The sequence below is a fragment of the Streptomyces sp. ISL-98 genome (genome assembly GCF_018614055.1).
Taxonomy (GTDB): domain Bacteria; phylum Actinomycetota; class Actinomycetes; order Streptomycetales; family Streptomycetaceae; genus Streptomyces; species Streptomyces spiramyceticus.
Genome location: NZ_JAGGPB010000005.1, coordinates 28,815 through 45,675, shown reverse-complemented (window position 1 = coordinate 45,675; position 16,861 = coordinate 28,815). Strand labels below are relative to the sequence as shown.

Below are 16,861 nucleotides of genomic sequence, written 5' to 3'. Positions count from 1 at the left end.
TAACTGGGGCTCAGCCCAGTTACGGGAAAGTCCCACCTACACGTCCAGTTGGTCCGCCACCGCACGCAGCAGGCCCGCGATCTTCTTGCCCGCCGCCTTGTCCGGGTAACGCCCGCGCTCCAGCACCGGCGTAATGCTCTCCAGCAACGTAGTCAGGTCCTGCACGATCGAGGCCAGTTCGTCCGGTTTGCGCCGCTGCGCGGCCGCCACCGACGGGGTCGGGTCGAGGATCGTCACCGTCAGCGCCTGGTCACCGCGTTGACCTGCTACGACGCCGAACTCGACACGCTGGCCGGGCTTCAGGGCGTCGACTCCGGCAGGGAGCACCGACGAGTGAACGAAGACGTCGCCGCCGTCGTCGCGGGAGAGAAAGCCGAAGCCCTTCTCGCTGTTGAACCACTTGACCTTGCCGGTAGGCACGTCTGTCCTCGTCCTCGTACTCGTCGTTGTTGAAGTGGAAAACGGCTCTGGATAGCACTGCAGCGGGTCGTAGGACCCGCCACCACCAAGGCTAATGGTCCAGGGGCTGGTGACAAGACGGCACCGGGTGGTTCCTCCGGGCAGGGAACTACCCTGGCCGGGTGAGTACTGAAACCCAATCAACCCAGGCCGGGGCCGGGGACCGACTGGTTCGCGTCGGTGCCGTCGTCTTCTTCGTCGGCGCGGTGGCCACACTGGTCACGGTCGCCCCGCTGTTCCTCGGTACCGAGCCGTTCCCCTCAGTCGCGTACGCCGTGTGCATGCTGATGGGCGCCGGCTTCGTGATCGCCGCCGCCGGGGTTCTCCGGTCGATCGCCGCGCAGCGGCGTCAGGCGCGTTCCGCGCAGTAGGCGTTCAGCCAGGCCGGGAACGCGGTGAGGTCGGCCAGGACCACGTCCGCGCCGGCCTCGCGCAGTGCGTCCGCGCCGCAGGGACCGGTGGGTACGGCGACGGAAAACGCGTCCGCCGCCCGCGCCCCGCGGACGTCCCCGGTGTGGTCGCCGACGTACACCGACGCGCCGTGCTCGCGCAGAGCCTCCGCCTTGGCCTCCGCCCAGAGCCGGCCGATGACCGCGTCCGGCTCGATGCCGAGGTGCGCGAGGTGGAGCTTGGCGTTCCGCTCGTGCTTCGCGGTGACGACGACGGCCCGGCCGCCGACCGCCCGTACCGCCGCGACGGCTTCGCGCGCGCCCGTCATGGCGGGGGACGGCGTGATGGCGTACTCCGGGTAGATCGCGCGGTAGCGGTCGCCCATCTCCTGGATATGGGCGGCGGGGAACCAGTGCGCCAACTCCAGCTCCAGGGGCGGGCCGAGCCGGGTGACCGCCAGGTCGGCGTCGATGTATGTCCCGGTCTCGGCGGAAAGCGCCTGATACGCGGCCCTGATGCCGGGCCTGGAGTCGATCAGCGTCATGTCCAGGTCGAAACCGACCGTCAGCGGGTACGTAGCCATGACGGCCATTGTGCCGATGCGCAGTATGCCGACGAGCGCCTCCGGCCCCGGCCCGCCCCAACACCCCACCCGTACACTTAGCCAAGCCTTACCAACTTCCCGATTGGGTCAGATGCGAGCCGCCGCCAGCCACCCCAGACGCACCCTGGTGACCCGCCGCATCGGCTGGACGACGGCGGCCGTCGCGGCTCTCCTGCTCTCCGTCCTGCTGAGCCTCGCGGTCGGTGCCCGGTCCATCGCGCCCTCGGAAGTCTTCGACGTACTCCTCCACGGCGGCCACAGTGACGCCGCCGAGGTCGTACGCACCATGCGGGTGCCGCGCACGCTCATCGGCCTGATGGTCGGCGTCGCGCTGGCGCTCGCCGGAGCCGTGCTGCAGGGCATCACCCGCAATCCGATCGCCGACCCGGGGATCCTCGGGATCAGCCAGGGCGCGTCGGTCGGGGTCGTCCTCGCGATCGCGTTCGCCGGGATCCACTCGCTGACCGGGTACGTGTGGTTCGCGTTCGCAGGCGCGGCGGTCGCGTCGGTCGCGGTGTACGCGATCGCAGCGAGCGGGCGGGGCGGCGCCACGCCGGTCAAACTCGCGCTGGGCGGCGCCGCGATCAACGCACTGCTCGCCTCCGTGACGATGGCGATCCTGACGACGAAGGCGGCGGCGCTCGACGAGTTCCGCTTCTGGCAGGTCGGGTCGGTGGCCGGGCGCGATGCCGAAGTCGTGGGGCAGATCTGGCCGTTCCTGGCGGTGGGGCTGGTGCTGGTGCTGTCGGTGGCGCGCGGCCTCGATGCGCTGGCGCTCGGCGAGGACGTGGCGAAGGGGCTCGGCCAGAACGTCGCGACGGTACGGATCGTGGGCGGCGTGGGCGCGACGATCCTGACCGGCGCGGGGGTCGCGGCGGCGGGCCCGATCGCCTTCGTGGGCCTCGCGGTGCCCCACATCGCCCGGGCGGTCGTGGGCAGCGATCACCGGTGGGTGCTGCCGATGGCGGCGCTGATCGGGCCGGTGATGCTGCTGGTCTCGGACGTGGTGGGCCGGGTGATCTTCCCGCCGAGCGAGGTTCCGGCGGGCGTGATGACGGCGCTGATCGGCGTGCCGTTCCTGGTCGCCCTGGTACGACGAAAGGCGGTACCGGCGTGAGCACGAGCAGCGCTGTTGTCGTCGGGCCCGCTCCGGTGCGGGCCGGAATCCGGCCTGCCGGGTACACGGTTCTGCGGGTCGGGCGGGGGCGGTTCCTGCTGCACCGGCGGGCCGCTGTCGTTGCCGGGGTGCTCGGTCTCGTACTGGCGTCGGTCTGTGTCGCGTACCTCTCCGTCGGCGAGAGCAACGTGGCGCCCGCCGAGGTGGTCAAGGTCGTCCTCGGGCAGCCGTCGGCCGACGAACTGGTTGTGGGGACGCTGCGGCTGCCCCGCATGGTCGTCGGGCTGCTCGTCGGCGCCGCGTTCGGTGTGGCCGGGGCGCTCATCCAGACCGTCGCGCGCAATCCGCTGGCCAGCCCCGACATCATCGGCATCAGCCACGGCGCGGGCGCGCTCACCGTCGGGGCGATGACCTTCGGCGTCACGTCGTACACCGTGCTGCCGTACCTGTCCGTCGCGGGCGGGATCCTGGCCGCCGCCCTCGTGTACGCCTTCGCCTGGCGGGGCGGGCTGCACGCCACGCGCTTCGTGCTCATCGGGATCGGGTTCGCGATCGCTCTGCGGTCCATTACGCATCTGTTCCTGACCAAGGGCGACTACCTCGTAGCCCAGCAGGCCCAGATCTGGATGACCGGCTCGCTCAACGGGCGGGGCTGGGACGAGGCCGGGCCCCTCGGTCTTGTGCTGCTGGTCCTGCTGCCCGCCGTGCTGTGGGCCGCCCGCGCCCAGCGCGCCGTGTCGATGGACGACGACACCGCGACCGCGCTGGGCGTACGGCTGGGGCGGGTGCGGCTCGGGCTCGTCCTCACCGGGGTCGTGCTCGCGTCCGTCGCGACGGGGACGGCCGGGCCCGTCGACTTCGTGGCGCTGCTCGCACCGCAGATCGCCCGCCGCATGACCCGTACCGCGCAGATCCCGCTGCTGTGTTCGGCGCTGATGGGCGCGGTGATCGTGGTGCTGGCGGATCTGCTGGCCCGCAAGCTCCTCTCGCCCACCGAACTGCCGGTGGGCGTCCTGACGGCGGCGGTCGGCGCCCCGTACCTGATCTGGCTCATCGTCAAGGGCCGTACTGGAGGCAAGGCGTGAGCAGGCTCACCGCTCGCGAGCTGACGCTCGCCTACGAGGACCATACGGTCGTGCACGAGCTCGAACTGGCCGTGCCCGACGGGCAGGTGACCGTCATCGTCGGGCCGAACGCGTGCGGAAAGTCCACCACCCTGCGTGCGCTGGGGCGGCTGCTCAAGCCGAAGAGCGGCGCCGTACTGCTCGACGGCGCCGAGCTCGCGAAGACCCCGACCAAGAAGATCGCGCAGTCGATCGGACTGCTGCCGCAGACCCCCGTCGCGCCCGAGGCGATCACCGTCGCCGACCTCGTCGCGCGCGGCCGCCAGCCGCACCAGCACTGGTGGCAGCAGTGGTCGGACGAGGACGAGCGCGCCGTGACCGACGCCATGGAACGTACGGACGTCACCGCGCTCGCCGAGCGGCCGGTCGACGCGCTGTCCGGCGGGCAGCGGCAGCGCGTATGGATCGCGATGGCGCTCGCGCAGGAGACGGATCTGCTGCTGCTGGACGAGCCGACGACGTACCTCGACATCTCCCACCAGGTGGAGGTGCTGGACCTGGTGCGCCGGCTCAACCATGACCGCGGTCGCACCGTCGTCGCCGTCCTCCACGACCTCAACCAGGCGGCCCGGTACGCCGACCACCTCGTCGCGATGAAGGACGGCCGCACAGTCGCTGAGGGCCACCCGAAGGACATCGTCACGGCGGAGCTCGTACGGGAGGTCTTCGGCCTCGCTTCGACAGTGATCCCGGACCCCGTGACCGGTTCGCCTCTGGTGATTCCGGGTATGCCGTGGCGCCCGGCGTCGGCCGAATCCGGCGCGGCCGACGTGACCGACTCCGGCGAACCTGCCGACGCCGTCCCCGCCGAGGACGGCGATTCTCCCAGCGCCCAACCCCTGCGAAAGGCACCCACCTCATGACGACCGGTACCCTCCGCCGCCGTGGCCTCGCCGTCGGCTCGCTCGCCGTGGCCGCCGCCCTCGCGCTCTCCGCCTGCGGTTCGTCGTCCTCGTCCGACGACGGCGCCAAGGGGGGCAAGACCCGTACCGTCAAGACCGCCATGGGGGACGTGAAGGTCGCGGAGCACCCCAAGCGTGTCGTCGTACTCGACACCGCCGAGCTGGACTCCGCGATCACCCTCGGCGTGAAGCCGGTCGGGTCCACCCACGTCGAGGCTTCCTCGGGCTTCCTGAGCTACCTGCCCAAGGACAAGGTCGCGGGCATCAAGGACGTCGGCGAGATGATGAACCCCAACATGGAAGCCATCGCCGCCCTCCGGCCCGACGTGATCCTCACCAGCAAGATCCGGCACGGCGACAAGTACGCCGAGCTGAAGAAGATCGCTCCGACCGTGATGACGGAGACCACCGGCTACCCCTGGAAGGAGAACTTCCGGACGCACGCCGACGCCCTCGGCAAGAAGGCCGAGGCCGAGAAGGTCGTCGCCGACTACCAGGCGCACGCCAAGAAGGTCACCGACGCGGTCGGCGGTCCGGCGAAGGCCAAGGAGACCGAGGTCAACGTCATCCGCTTCATGGAGGGCTCCGACATCCGGCTGTACGGCGACCAGAGCTACATCGCCACCCTCCTCGCCGACGTGGGCGTGGGCCGCCCGGCCATCAGCAAGAAGGCCAAGGACGGATTCTCGTACGACCTGAGCCCCGAGAAGATCGACCTCGCGGACACGGACGTCATCTTCCAGTCGACGTACGGCGACCCGAAGAAGGCCAAGGAGACGCAGACCACCGGCAGCGGCCTGTGGAAGAACATGTCCGCCGTCAAGAACGGCAAGGTCTTCACGGTCGACGACGAGCTGTGGATCCAGGGCATCGGCTACACCGCCGCAGACAAGATCCTGGACGAGATGCAGGGCTTCCTGACCAAGAAGTAGCAGGAAGCAGCAAGAGGCAGACGGCTGACAGCTGACGGAATCGGACGGCTGTCAGCGCCTCCGCGCCCGCCACACCAGGTACAGCGCGGAGGCGACGGCCGCCGCCTGTACGACCTCGGGCCACATGCCCGAGACCGCCTCGCCCATCGCGCCCTGCGCTATCGGCTCTCCCCAGCGCCCGTCCGTCCGGCCCCACAGCCAGACGACGCCGCCCGTCGCGACCAGCCCCGGCAGGCCGAGCACCGCCCACTTCGCCTGGGCGCGGCTGATGCGCTGGGAGGCGTACGCAAGGAGCCAGCCGCCGCCCAGCGCGAGCCAGTTGCGGAATACGGCGCCGCCGACGAGCAGCGCGGCGGCGAGCAGCAGGACGAGGTTGGGGGGCGGGCGTGATGCGGCAGTCGGCGCCGGTTCCGGCTCGGTTTCTGTGGCCGTACGGCGCCGGAGCCTCGGACGCCACCGGCGCGGGGCGTCGTCGGCCGCCTTCTCGACCGCCTCGGCTTCCGCCTCCGCCTCCGCCTCCGCTGTCTCCGCCTCCGCCTTGGTGGGCTCCGTGGACGGCGGGGGCTTCAGTATTTCGGGGATCTCGACCCCGCCGACGAAACCGGGCACTGTCGCGCCCATGCCGAAAGGCCCCGGCTCCACGCGCCACCAGTCGGGTTCGCTGCCCTGCGGGCCGAGTTCGTCCGTGCCCGCGAGGTGCGGCGGGGACGCGGCGTGGGAGGACTCGGCGACGGGCTCGCGGGGCGACTCGAAGGCCTTGTCGCGGGTGCGCGGGCGCGGAATCCGGAGCGAACGCCCCTTCGGCTCCGCCGACTTGTCGCGCTGCCCCGGCAGTACGGCCGACCGCCCCGCCCGCTCCGCAAGCCCCGGCAGCGACCCGCCCGACGCCGCCTGCACCAGCTCGGCCGGAGAACCGATCCTGCCCAGGATGCGGCGTACAGCGGCCGGGCTGTCCGGGCCCGGCTTCGCGCGCTGACGGTCGATCTCCTCGCGCAGCGCCGACACCAGCCGCATCCGGGCCGCCGAGGGCAGCTGGTGCTGCTGAGCCAGGTCTCCGACCCGGCTCAGATAGTCGTAGACGAGCTGATCGCTCTCGATCCCCACTCGACGGTCCGTCCCCTCGCCCTCCGGCTGCCCTGCGGCCGCCCTGCGACTGCCTGCACCGACGGTAGCGCCACACCGGCTACCGTGGGGCGGATGGGGACCGGCGAGCGCAACCAGGAGGCGCACGTGTCCGAAGGATCAGGCGCAACGCCACCACGCACGCTCGCGGAAGCCCTGCGCACCCGCGACGACGCGTCGCTGGCCGCGCTGCTGCGCGCCCGCCCCGACCTGCTCTCGCCCGTCCCGAGCGACCTCTCGCAGCTCGCCACCCGTGCGGCGACCCGCGCCTCCGTCGTGCGGGCCCTGGAGCACCTGGACCGGTTCACGCTCCAGACCGCCGAGGCCCTCGCGGTGGCGCCCGACCCGGCTCTGTACGAGGCGCTGCGCTCGCTGATGACCGGCGACGACGGCGACCGGGCGATCGAGGCCGCGCTGCCCGGGGCCGTCGCCACCCTGCGCGAGCAGGCGCTGCTGTGGGGCGGCAACGACCGGCTGCGGCTGGTGCGTACCGCTCGCGAGCTGCTCGCCCCCTCCCCCGGGCACCCGTCCCCCACCGGCCTCGGCCCGACAGTCGCCGAGGCGACCGCCGGGATGTCGCCGGGGCGGTGGCAGGAGATCCTGGCCGCTGCCGGGCTGCCCACCACGCACGATCCTGTGTCCGCCGGCGCCGCGCTGACCTCGCTGTTCACCGACCGCGCCCGCATGTCGGCGCTGCTCGACACGGCGCCGCCCGAGGCCCTGATGGTGCTGGAGCGGCTGGTGTGGGGGCCGCCGTACGGCGAGGTGACCGCCGACCCCACGCGGCCCGTGCGCTGGCTGCGCGACCGCGGCCTCCTGCTGCCCACGAGCCTGCGTACGGTCGTGCTGCCGCGCGAGGCGGCCCTGCATCTGCGCGCCGGGCGCGCGCACCGCACGCCGGAGCCCGTGCCGCCCGCCGTCACGCCCGCCGCTGAATACAGTCCCCAGGTTGTGGACCGTACGGCCGCGGGCCAGGCGTACATGGCACTGTCCACCATCGAGGAGCTGCTCAAGGACTGGAACGAGGGCGGCCCGGCCGTCATGCGCTCCGGCGGCCTGAGCGTCCGCGACCTCAAGCGGACGGCCACCGCCCTCGACCTGCCGGAGCCCACCGCCGCCTTCTGGGTTGAACTGGCTTATGCGGCAGGGCTGTTGGCGCCGGACGGCGAGCCCTCCGAGCGGTACGCCGCCACGCCCGCGTACGACGACTGGCTCGGCCTCGCGCCGCAGGACCGCTGGGCCCGCCTCGCCACCGCCTGGCTCAACGCCACCCGGACGGCGGGCCTCATCGGAGGCCAGGACGCCAAGGGCCGCGCCCTTTCCACCCTCGGCCCCGACCTCGACCGCTCGGCGGCCCCCGAGGTACGCCGCCGCGTCCTCGACCTCCTCGCCGAACTCCCCGAGGGCGCCGCGCCCGCCCCGGAGAACGTGCTGGCCCGGCTGCGCTGGGAGCGCCCGCTGCGCGGCGCCGCCGCTTCCGCTCCCGACGGCGGCGGCGGTGACCTGCGCTCCCGTATCGCCCTGTGGACCCTGAACGAGGCCGAACTCCTCGGCGTCACAGGCCGCGGCGCACTCTCCGCCCACGGCCGCGCACTGCTGGGTGCGGGCCGGGCGGGTGCGGGCCGGGCGGCTGCCGACCGGGCCGAGACGGGCCGGGCGGGTGCGGGCCGGGCGGCTGCCGACCGGGCCGAGACGGGCCGGGCGGGCGCGGCCCGGCCGAGTGACGCCGAGGCCGCCGCGTCCGCCGTGCGCGCCGCCGTACTGCTCGCACCGCTCATCCCCGAGCCCCTCGACCACGTACTCCTCCAGGCCGACCTCACCGCCGTGGCACCCGGCCCGCTCCAGCGCCCGCTCGCCGACACGCTGGGCGTCCTGGCCGACGTCGAGTCGAAGGGCGGGGCGACCGTGTACCGCTTCACGCCCGCCTCCGTACGCCGCGCACTCGACGCCGGGCACGCCGCCTCCGACCTCCACACCTTCCTCGCCGCCCACAGCCGCACGCCCGTACCGCAGCCGCTGAGCTACCTCATCGACGACGTCGCCCGGAAACACGGCCACCTCAGGGTCGGCGCCGCTTCCGCCTATGTGCGCTGCGACGACGACGCGATGCTGGGCGAGATCCTCGCCGACAAGCGGTCGCAGCCGCTGGGCCTGCGACGCCTCGCCCCCACGGTGCTGGCCGCGCAGACCGACCCGGCGACGCTCCTCGAAGGCCTGCGCGGGATGGGCTTCGCGCCCGCCGCCGAGTCCGCGGCCGGAGACGTACTGATCACCCGGACCGACGCCTACCGCACGCCGCCCCGCACCGCGCCCGCCCCGGTCCCGGAGGGGCCGCCGACGCCGGACGACACACTGCTGGGCGCTGCGTTGCGCGCGATCCGGGCCGGGGACATGGCGTCGACCGCGGTACACAAGGACGCTCCGGCAGACCGGTCCGCGGGGCACGCGAAGTCCCCCGGGCAACTGCCCCGCACCACCTCCGCCGAGACCCTCGCCACCGTCCAGGCAGCGGCCCTCACCGGCTCGGCCGTCTGGATCGGGTACGTCAACGCGGAAGGCGCGGCCAGCCAGCGCGTGATCGCGCCGGTGCGTGTCGAGGGCGGTTTCGTAACGGCGTACGACCACACGGCCGACGAGGTACGGACGTACCCGCTGCACCGCATCACGGGCGTCGCGGAGCTGGCCGACAGTCCGTAGGACGTAGGACGTGTCCGGCGGATCATGCCTGGGCCGCGGGACACGCCCTAAGACCGTCAGACGGTAAACCGCCGTACCGTTGAGGAATGAAGCGTCCGGGACGAAGGCTCGAACCGCTCGACGTGACCGACGAAGAGCGCAGGACGCTGGAGAGCTGGGTCCGGCGGCGCAGGACCGCCCAGTCCCACGAAGCCAAGGACATGGCCCTGCGCGCCCAGATCGTGCTGGCCTCGACCCGCCCGGGCGACGACGGCCACCCCGTGACGCCGGGTGTCGTGGCGAACCGGCTGGGGATCTCCTACGAGACCGCGGCGAAGTGGCGCAGCCGGTTCGTGGAGGACCGGCTGGACGGGCTGGCCGGCCCCGACGTGCCCTTCGTCCCCGACGTACCGGCCGACAAGGCGGCGCACCGTCCCGCACCGCCGGGGCCGTTCGCCGAGCCGTTCGACCCGGACGAGGTGTATGACGTCGTAGGGCTGTATCTGGCCCCGCCCGAGCGGGCCGTGGCCCTGTGCACGGCCGAAAAGCCGTCGCACACCGCACCCCCGGCCGAGGCCGCCGCGCTCCTCAGCGCACTGGACGCGACCACGGGCGAGGTCCTCGGCTCGCTGCACCGCAGGCACCGGGCGGTCGAGTTCCGCAGGTTCCTGTCCAGGGTCGACGGGGACGTCCCCGAGGACCTCCAGGTCCACGTGGTCTGCGACAACTACGCCACCCACCGGTCGCCGACCGTAAAGACCTGGCTGCTGGCACACCCCCGCTTCCACCCGCACTTCACGCCCGCGGACTCGCCGTGGCCGACGCTGCGGCTGGGGTCCGTACCCGCCGTGGAGGAGGACGTCCGCCTGTGGTCCGCCGCGTGGGACGCCGCGCCGAAGCCGTACGTCTGGACGGCCTGAGAGGGCCGGCTCGGCGGGCGACCTCAGCGAGTGACCTCAGCGAGTGACCTCAGCGGGCGGCCTCGGTGGGCGGCCTCAGCGGGCGACGAGACCGGTGCCGGGCGCCGCCGTCAGCGACGCCTGCCAGGTCCCCTCCTTGTCGCACGCCTTGCCGTTGGGCCAGTGCTCGGTCATCCGGACCTTCGCGCTGTCGTCCATGACCACGCGGCCGCCCTCGACCGTGGTGACCTTGAACCGCACGTCCAGCTCCTTGTCCCGTACGTCATCGGGCACCAGCACCCGCATCGTGGCGAAGGCCTCCCCGGCACCCTGAGCCCGCTCCTCGCACCGCCCGTCGGCGCACAGGCGCAGGACGACGGGCCCGGGATCCTTCGCTTCGGCGCCCGGTTCGTAGCTGACGCTGATCCCGGGCACGCCGCCGATCAGCGTGCACTTACGGGTGTTGTCGCCGAGACCGCAGCCCGCGAGGGTCAGGGTGAGCAGCGCGAAGGGCAAGGCTGCGGTGCGGATGCGGATGGTCACGAGGCTCCCGGGTCGTTGTGAGCAGAACCGTATCCGCAGGTGATCCGCACGGGATCCGTACGGGCCACGACCTGTATCGCGCTCAGTACGGCACACTGGACGTTTGGCCGTACGAGCCGACATTCCGCAGAAAGGGCCGAAGCACGCGTGAACGGACCCCTCATCGTCCAGAGCGACAAGACCCTGCTCCTGGAAGTCGATCACGACAGGGCCGACGCCTGCCGCCGTGCCATCGCGCCCTTCGCCGAGCTGGAGCGCGCCCCCGAGCACATCCACACCTACCGGGTGACGCCGCTCGGCCTGTGGAACGCGCGGGCCGCCGGTCACGACGCCGAGCAGGTCGTCGACGCCCTCGTCGAGTTCTCCCGCTACCCCGTCCCGCACGCGCTGCTGGTCGACGTCGCCGAGACGATGGCCCGCTACGGCCGCCTCACCCTCTCCAAGCACCCCGTACACGGTCTCGTCCTGACGTCCACGGACCGCCCCGTACTGGAAGAGATCCTCCGCTCGAAGAAGGTCCAGCCGCTGGTCGGGGCCCGTATCGACGCGGACACGGTCGCCGTCCACCCCTCGGAGCGCGGCCAGATCAAGCAGACGCTGCTCAAGTTGGGCTGGCCCGCGGAGGACCTCGCGGGTTACGTCGACGGCGAGGCGCACGCGATCGAGCTCGCGGAGAACGGCTGGGCACTGCGCCCGTACCAGAAGCAGGCCGTCGAGGGCTTCTGGCACGGCGGCTCCGGCGTCGTGGTCCTCCCCTGCGGCGCGGGCAAGACGCTGGTCGGCGCGGGCGCGATGGCCCAGGCCAAGGCGACCACCCTGATCCTCGTCACGAATACGGTCTCCGCGCGCCAGTGGAAGCACGAGCTGGTGAAGCGGACGTCGCTGACCGAGGAGGAGATCGGTGAGTACAGCGGTACGCGGAAGGAAATCCGCCCCGTCACCATCGCGACGTACCAGGTCCTGACGACGAAGCGGAAGGGCATCTACCCGCACCTGGAGCTCTTCGACTCCCGTGACTGGGGCCTGATCGTGTACGACGAGGTGCACCTGCTGCCCGCACCCGTCTTCAAGTTCACCGCGGACCTCCAGGCGCGGCGCCGGCTGGGGCTCACGGCGACGCTCGTGCGCGAGGACGGCCGCGAGTCGGACGTCTTCTCGCTGATCGGGCCGAAGCGTTTCGACGCGCCCTGGAAGGAGATCGAGGCGCAGGGTTACATCGCCCCGGCGGACTGTGTGGAGGTCCGGGTCAACCTGACCGACAGCGAGCGTCTCGCCTACGCGACGGCCGAGACGGAGGAGAAGTACCGCTTCTGCGCGACGACCGCGACCAAGCGGAAGGTGACGGAGGCGCTGGTACGGAGGTTCGCGGGCCAGCAGATCCTGGTCATCGGCCAGTACATCGACCAGCTGGACGAGCTGGGCGAGCACCTGGACGCGCCGGTCATCAAGGGCGAGACGTCCAACGCGCAGCGCGAGAAGCTCTTCGAGGCATTCCGGCAGGGCGAGATCAGTGTGCTGGTCGTGTCGAAGGTCGCGAACTTCTCGATCGACCTGCCGGAGGCGACGGTCGCCATCCAGGTGTCGGGCACGTTCGGCTCCCGGCAGGAGGAGGCGCAGCGCCTCGGCCGCGTGCTGCGCCCGAAGGCGGACGGGCACAAGGCGCACTTCTACTCGGTGGTCGCACGCGACACGATCGACCAGGACTTCGCGGCCCACCGCCAGCGGTTCCTGGCGGAACAGGGTTACGCGTACCGGATCGTGGACGCGGACGAGCTGATGGCGTAGCGCTGCTCCGCCCAGAAGGTCCGGGCAGCAGCCGCTAGGAGCTGCCGTCGAGAAGGATGAGCAGAGGCGCCAGGACCAGCAGAACGTACTGCGCCTTTACGAGCCAGCTCTTCGGCGCGAAAAGGGCAGCCAGGCCCGCGACCCCCGCCGGGTAGAGCACCGCGAAACCGGCGTCGATGAGCGGGCCGCCGATCCCCTTGCCCTGCATGGCGTCGGCCAGCGTGAGCACCAGGCACAGCACCAGGTCGGCCACCAGCAGCACAAGTCCGATGCCCGCCGCCACACGGACGTCCTTCGCGGACCGGACGGAGGGGGCGGCGGGCGTGGGCGCGGCGGCCGGGGCGTCGGTCGTGATCGCGTCGTTCGTCGTCATAGGCCCACTCAAGCGCGCCGTGGCTGCGGAGTCCTGAGTACGGATGCTCATCAATCCGGGAACGCCGCCACTCACCCCCGCCGCGACCGCCCCGCGACACCCGCCACGTACTCACCACGCGGCCCCGGCAGTTCCACACGAGGCCCGTCATCTCCCGCACGGCCCCGCATCGCCACCCACGCCACCAGCCCCACCCCCAGCAGCGGATAAGGCGAAGCCAGCGCCTGCTGCCACCACGCAAACCGCAGGTCGAGATCGCCCTCGTGCGGCAGCAGCCACATGGTGCGCGCCGCGAAGGCCACGCCCACCACCGCCGCAAGCCGCACCCGCTTCTCCGCGATCAGCACCGCCACCACCGGCACGCACCACACCCAGTGGTGGGACCAGCTGATCGGCGAGACCAGCAGCGCGGTGAGCGCGGTGACCAGTACGCCCCACACCGGGCCGGAGCGGCGTGCCACCCAGAGCCCGGCGAGGCCGACCAGCGCCGCAGGCACCATCCACATGAGCCCGGGCTCCGCATCGTGCAGTACGCGCGCGAAGAGGCCCTGCAGCGACTGGTTGTCGACGATCCACGCCTTGCCGACCCGCCCGGTCTCGAAGATCCGCCGGGTCCAGAAGTCGATGCTGGCGTGCGGGAGTACGAGCGCGCCGAGCAGCACCGTGCCGACGAGGGAGGCGAGTGCGGTGAGGCCGGCCCGTACGCGGCCGGTGATCAGCAGGTAGACGATGAAGATGGCCGGTGTGATCTTGATGCCGGCCGCGATGCCGACAGCGAAGCCCTTGCCGACGGCGTCGTCCCTGCGGGAGAGGTCCCACAGGACGAGGCAGACCAGAGCCAGGTTGATCTGTCCGAAAAGGATCGTCTGGAAGACGGGTTCGAGCCAGAGGCCGACGGCGGTGCCCGCGAGGACGAGAGCGGGCCGGGCGCGCCCGGCGGGGATCCCGGCGAACCGGCAGGAGAGGTGCACCAGCAGGGCGAGGAGCGCCGCGTTGCCCACGGCGAAGGCGACCTTGAGGGCGCCGAGGGGCAGCCAGGTCGTCGGCACGAAGAGGATCGCGGCGAACGGCGGATAGGTGGCGGGCAGCTTCCACTCGGTGACGGTGAAGCCGTACAGATCGGTGCCGTTGGCGACGGCCGCACCTTCCGCCCGGTAGACGAGCGTGTCGGCCATGGGGATGTGCTGGACCAGGCAGAGCGAGGCCAGCGCGGCCAGCGATACGGCGAGCAAAATGCCCGAGGCGATCAGTGAACGAGGGGTCGCGCTCCGGTTTTCCACGGCCGCGACCCTAGTGGATCGACACGCCGCGCATCAGAACGGGACCTCAAACGGACGTCAACGGAGCTTTACGCCCGCTTCCTCCCCGTACTCCCGGTACTCCCCGAGGACGGCCACGCTGAACGCCGCGCCCGTGAAAACCCTGACGGCGCGCAGCGCGGAGCCGATGACGTGGACGGGGTGACCGGCGCCGAGGGCGGTCGCCCCGAGGGGCCGGGTGCGGTGGACGGACGGGCCTGGGGCGAAGGTTGCTGAACTCATGTCTCCATGATGGATTTCGGACATTCCCTGCACATCGGCCCACGGTCTGAACTTCCGCGCCACCCGCCTATGTCTGGGGGGTGACACCAACCCTGAGTCCCTCCCCGAGGCGGACCGGGCGCCCGTACTCGCGCCCGTACTCCCCCCACAAAAACCATTCGCCCGCGCCACATCCGCGCAACTACAATCCCCGGTCTCCCCGCCTCCCCCTGTGGAGCGCCGCCGCCCGGACGGAAACCGGCCGGCAGCCACCCCCGTGATCGCCCGCGTACAGCCGGAGGCAACACCGTGCCCGCGCACACCCCTGACCCCAGATCCGCCCCCTCGACCGACCCACTGGCCCGTGAGCGCGACCACCTCACCTCCTCGCGCGCCGCGCTCCGCGCCATGCGCGAGGACGTGCAGTCCCTCGACATCCGCGATGTCACCGCGAACTGGGTGAACGCCGTCGTCCTCACCGCGCAGATCGAGGACCGCATCAAGGCGCTGGCCGATCTGGCCCACACCCCGCTCTTCTTCGGCCGTCTCGACTACCTGCAGCGCGTCGGCGCGGACCGGGCGGAGGGCGCGGAGGGGGAGCAGTTCTACATCGGCCGGCGGCACGTCCACAACGCCGACGGCGACCCCATGGTCATCGACTGGCGCGCGCCCGTCTCGCAGCCCTTCTACCGGGCGTCCAAGAAGGACCCCATGGACGTCGGGCTGCGCCGCCGCTTCGGGTACACGGGCGGAGAGCTCACGGCGTACGAGGACGAGCACCTCACCGATCCGCGGGAGTCCGAGCAGACCAGCAAGCTGCTCCAGGCCGAGATCGAGCGACCGCGCGTGGGTCCGATGCGCGACATCGTCGCGACGATCCAGCCCGAGCAGGACGAGATCGTACGGTCCGGCCTCACCGGTTCCGTGTGTGTGCAGGGCGGCCCCGGCACCGGCAAGACCGCCGTCGGCCTGCACCGCGTCGCGTACCTCCTCTACGCGCACCGCGAGCGGCTTGCCCGCACCGGCACGCTCGTCATCGGGCCGAACAAGTCCTTCCTGCACTACATCGAGCAGGTCCTGCCCGCCCTCGGCGAGCTGGAGGTCAAGCAGGCGACGGTCGACGACCTGGTCGCGCACGTCGAGGTACGGGGCGAGGACGAAGCGGCGGCCGCGGTCGTCAAGGGCGACGCCCGCATGGCGGAGGTGCTGCGCCGCGCACTGCGTTCGCACGTCACGATGCCGGCCGAGCCGCTGGTGGTGGTCCGCGGGTCGCGGCGGTGGCGCGTACCGGCGTACGAACTGGAGGAAATGGTCCAGGAGTTGCTGGACCGCGACATCCGTTACGGCGCCGCCCGCGAGGCGCTTCCGCAGCGCATCGCGCACGCCGTTCTCGTACGGATGGAGCAGGCGGGGGAGGCGCCGGACGACCGGGTGCAGGACGCGGTGGCCCGGAATGCGGCCGTCAAGGCTGTGGTCAAGGCGGTCTGGCCGCCCGTCGAGCCCGCAAAGCTGGTGCTGCGGCTGCTCGCGGACGCGGAGTTCCTGGCCGCGCACGCGGACGGCATCCTCACGGGGGACGAGCAGAAGACGATCCTGTGGGCCAAGCCCGCGCGGAGCGTCAAGTCCGCGAAGTGGTCGGCCGCGGACGCGGTGCTGATCGACGAGGCGACCGACCTGGTATCCCGTACGCACTCCCTCGGCCATGTGGTCCTCGACGAGGCGCAGGACCTGTCCCCCATGCAGTACCGCGCGGTGGGCCGCCGCTGTACGACGGGTTCGGCGACGGTGCTGGGCGACCTGGCGCAGGGCACGACGCCGTGGGCGACGGCGAGCTGGGCGGACGCGCTGACGCACCTGGGCAAGCCGGACGCGCTGCTGGAGGAACTGACGGCGGGCTTCCGCGTACCGCGCGAGGTGATCGCCTACGCGTCGCGGCTGCTGCCGCACATGTCGCCGGGCCTGGCGGAGGTGCGGTCGGTACGTGAGTCACCGGGGTCGCTGGAGATCCGGGCAGTGGGCCGCGACGCTACGCCCGGCGACGCCGCCGCCACCTCCGAGGCGCTGGACGCGGCGGCGGTGGCGGCCTGCGCGGAATCCCTCGCCCACGAGGGCTCCATCGGCCTGATCGCGGCCGACGCCCGCATCCCGGCACTCGCCGAGGCCCTGGCCGCGGCGGGGATGCCGTACCTCGCGCCCGGCGAGGAGACGACCGCCGAGTCCCGGCTGACGCTGGTCCCGGCATCGCTCGCCAAGGGGCTGGAGTACGACTACGTGGTGCTGGACGAGCCGGCGGCGGTCGTCGACGGCGAACCGGACGAACGGACCGGGTTGCGCCGGCTGTACGTCGCCCTGACACGCGCGGTATCGGGCCTGACGGTGCTGCACGCGGCACCGCTGCCGACTCAGTTGGGCTAG

General features: G+C 72.0%; 16 protein-coding genes. 9 read left to right on the top strand and 7 right to left on the bottom strand.

Annotated elements, in window-relative coordinates:
- Positions 1–36: 36 nt before the first annotated feature.
- The gene (locus tag J7I98_RS42180) at positions 37–420 is read right to left on the bottom strand and encodes a cold-shock protein (RefSeq protein ID WP_214919354.1); all 384 of its coding nucleotides are present in this window, start codon (positions 418–420) and stop codon (positions 37–39) included.
- A 161-nt stretch (positions 421–581) separates the two neighbouring features.
- Here J7I98_RS42180 and J7I98_RS05425 point away from each other — a divergent pair, with 161 nt between their 5' ends.
- Positions 582–830 carry a hypothetical protein gene (locus tag J7I98_RS05425; RefSeq protein ID WP_214919341.1) on the top strand — a complete coding sequence of 83 codons (249 nt, stop codon included), beginning with the start codon at positions 582–584 and terminating at the stop codon, positions 828–830.
- On the opposite strand, the gene J7I98_RS05420 is transcribed toward J7I98_RS05425, so the two are convergent.
- Positions 809–1,432, bottom strand: coding sequence for an HAD family hydrolase (locus J7I98_RS05420; protein WP_214919339.1), 624 nt, complete (start codon positions 1,430–1,432; stop codon positions 809–811). The two genes, J7I98_RS05425 and J7I98_RS05420, sit on opposite strands and share 22 nt — an antisense overlap.
- A 112-nt stretch (positions 1,433–1,544) precedes the next feature.
- Between J7I98_RS05420 and J7I98_RS05415 the strand changes: the two genes are divergently transcribed.
- Genes J7I98_RS05415 through J7I98_RS05400 form a run of 4 tightly spaced genes read left to right on the top strand, consistent with a single transcriptional unit; the run spans position 1,545 to position 5,528 of the window.
- Entirely contained in the window at positions 1,545–2,570 is a 1,026-nt protein-coding gene (locus tag J7I98_RS05415; protein ID WP_214919676.1) for an iron ABC transporter permease, read from the top strand.
- Positions 2,567–3,655, top strand: a complete 1,089-nt coding sequence (locus J7I98_RS05410; RefSeq protein WP_214919337.1) for an iron chelate uptake ABC transporter family permease subunit — start codon at positions 2,567–2,569, stop codon at positions 3,653–3,655. Before J7I98_RS05415 ends, J7I98_RS05410 begins: the two co-directional genes overlap by 4 nt.
- On the top strand, positions 3,652–4,557 hold the full coding sequence (locus J7I98_RS05405; RefSeq protein WP_214919336.1) for an ABC transporter ATP-binding protein: 906 nt from the start codon (positions 3,652–3,654) through the stop codon (positions 4,555–4,557). The genes J7I98_RS05410 and J7I98_RS05405 overlap by 4 nt, the downstream gene beginning before the upstream one ends.
- On the top strand, positions 4,554–5,528 hold the full coding sequence (locus tag J7I98_RS05400; RefSeq protein ID WP_214919334.1) for an ABC transporter substrate-binding protein: 975 nt from the start codon (positions 4,554–4,556) through the stop codon (positions 5,526–5,528). The genes J7I98_RS05405 and J7I98_RS05400 overlap by 4 nt, the downstream gene beginning before the upstream one ends.
- Positions 5,529–5,579: 51 nt before the next feature.
- Here J7I98_RS05400 and J7I98_RS05395 read toward each other — a convergent pair whose 3' ends face one another.
- Positions 5,580–6,632: a hypothetical protein gene (locus tag J7I98_RS05395; RefSeq protein WP_214919322.1), complete on the bottom strand. Its 1,053-nt coding sequence runs from the start codon at positions 6,630–6,632 to the stop codon at positions 5,580–5,582.
- 93 nt (positions 6,633–6,725) lie between these two features.
- On the opposite strand from J7I98_RS05395, the gene J7I98_RS05390 reads away from it, so the two are divergent.
- Both J7I98_RS05390 and J7I98_RS05385 read left to right on the top strand, forming a co-directional pair.
- Positions 6,726–9,347: a helicase C-terminal domain-containing protein gene (locus J7I98_RS05390; protein ID WP_214919320.1), complete on the top strand. Its 2,622-nt coding sequence runs from the start codon at positions 6,726–6,728 to the stop codon at positions 9,345–9,347.
- Positions 9,348–9,433: 86 nt separating this feature from the next.
- Complete coding sequence (locus J7I98_RS05385; protein WP_214919318.1) at positions 9,434–10,246, top strand: transposase; 813 nt, start codon at positions 9,434–9,436, stop codon at positions 10,244–10,246.
- Positions 10,247–10,321: 75 nt separating this feature from the next.
- On the opposite strand, the gene J7I98_RS05380 is transcribed toward J7I98_RS05385, so the two are convergent.
- A complete protein-coding gene (locus J7I98_RS05380; protein ID WP_214919316.1) occupies positions 10,322–10,768 on the bottom strand; it encodes a hypothetical protein in 447 nt (148 codons plus the stop codon).
- 147 nt (positions 10,769–10,915) lie between these two features.
- Between J7I98_RS05380 and J7I98_RS05375 the strand changes: the two genes are divergently transcribed.
- The gene (locus J7I98_RS05375) at positions 10,916–12,553 is read left to right on the top strand and encodes a DNA repair helicase XPB (RefSeq protein WP_214919314.1); all 1,638 of its coding nucleotides are present in this window, start codon (positions 10,916–10,918) and stop codon (positions 12,551–12,553) included.
- A gap of 34 nt (positions 12,554–12,587) precedes the next feature.
- Here J7I98_RS05375 and J7I98_RS05370 read toward each other — a convergent pair whose 3' ends face one another.
- The 3 genes from J7I98_RS05370 to J7I98_RS05360 all read right to left on the bottom strand — a co-directional run bounded on the left by J7I98_RS05370 (position 12,588) and on the right by J7I98_RS05360 (position 14,467).
- Positions 12,588–12,926 (bottom strand): hypothetical protein, encoded by a 339-nt coding sequence (locus tag J7I98_RS05370; RefSeq protein ID WP_214919312.1) that lies wholly within the window; start codon positions 12,924–12,926, stop codon positions 12,588–12,590.
- Positions 12,927–12,997: 71 nt separating this feature from the next.
- Positions 12,998–14,158 (bottom strand): glycosyltransferase 87 family protein, encoded by a 1,161-nt coding sequence (locus tag J7I98_RS05365; RefSeq protein WP_374225081.1) that lies wholly within the window; start codon positions 14,156–14,158, stop codon positions 12,998–13,000.
- Positions 14,159–14,263: 105 nt separating this feature from the next.
- A complete protein-coding gene (locus J7I98_RS05360) occupies positions 14,264–14,467 on the bottom strand; it encodes a hypothetical protein (protein ID WP_214919310.1) in 204 nt (67 codons plus the stop codon).
- 288 nt (positions 14,468–14,755) lie between these two features.
- On the opposite strand from J7I98_RS05360, the gene J7I98_RS05355 reads away from it, so the two are divergent.
- A complete protein-coding gene (locus J7I98_RS05355) occupies positions 14,756–16,861 on the top strand; it encodes a UvrD-helicase domain-containing protein (protein ID WP_214919308.1) in 2,106 nt (701 codons plus the stop codon).